The organism is Streptomyces sp. SID12501 (genome assembly GCF_010550245.1).
In the GTDB taxonomy this organism is placed as follows: Bacteria; Actinomycetota; Actinomycetes; order Streptomycetales; family Streptomycetaceae; genus Streptomyces.
Genome location: NZ_JAAGLU010000182.1, coordinates 1 through 744, shown reverse-complemented (window position 1 = coordinate 744; position 744 = coordinate 1). Strand labels below are relative to the sequence as shown.

The window sequence follows — 744 nt, the reverse complement described above, 5'->3', positions numbered from 1 at the left end:
GCGCCGCGACGTTCGACCAGACCGTCGCCGCGATGACCTTCTGGTTCACCGGGACCCCGAAGTCGAGCTCGACCCCGACGAGGCCGTTCTCGTTGAGCGTCAGGACGCCGTCCGTGAGGACGTCGCCGAGCGCCTGCTCGAGGCGGGCGTGCACCTCGCGCGTGAGCTGCGTCGCGTCGTCGTAGATCGCGTCCGCGAGCGCGGCGGTGTTTGTGCCACCGGTGCGGGCGAACTCGAGCTGCAGGCGCTCGTACTCGCCCATGCTGAGCGAGGACGACAGGGGCAGCAGCTTGACGGCGCCGGTGGTGGCGTCGTCGCGCGCCGAGACGTGGATGCGTCCGTCGAACGAGCGGTACCGCGCGGTGCGGTTGCGGCGGAAGACCTCGGCGAGGCTGATCTCGCCGCGCGCGACCGTCCGGCTGGGGACCTGGTTCAGGAGCCGCAGCTCGCTGTCGACCGGCACGTTGCGGACGAACGTGGTGAGCGCCTCGTTGGACACTGGCGCGTCGAAGACGAGAGCCATCAGCCCTCACCCCCCTCGATGACGGTCGGCTTGTCCGCGTAGTGGATGCCGATGAGGTTGAGCCGCGCCGCGTCGGTGAGCGACCCGGTGCCGGACTGGAGCGGCAGCCGCACGGGGTTCACGAAGCCGTGGACCTTCGTCGCCGCGGGGATCCGCGCGACGCCGGTGCGGACCGGGCGCGAGGCGAACAGGTGGCCGGCGGCGATCTCGCGGCCGTCGGT

1 protein-coding gene and 1 pseudogene are annotated in these 744 nt (G+C 71.8%); both read right to left on the bottom strand.

From position 1 onward, the window contains the following. A partial coding sequence (locus G3I71_RS45105) for a major capsid protein (protein ID WP_203733019.1) occupies nucleotides 1-523 on the bottom strand: 523 nt, incomplete at its 3' end. Then, a pseudogene (locus G3I71_RS45100) lies at nucleotides 523-744 on the bottom strand (hypothetical protein); the annotation flags it as partial. The pseudogene G3I71_RS45100 and the gene G3I71_RS45105, both read right to left, overlap by 1 nt.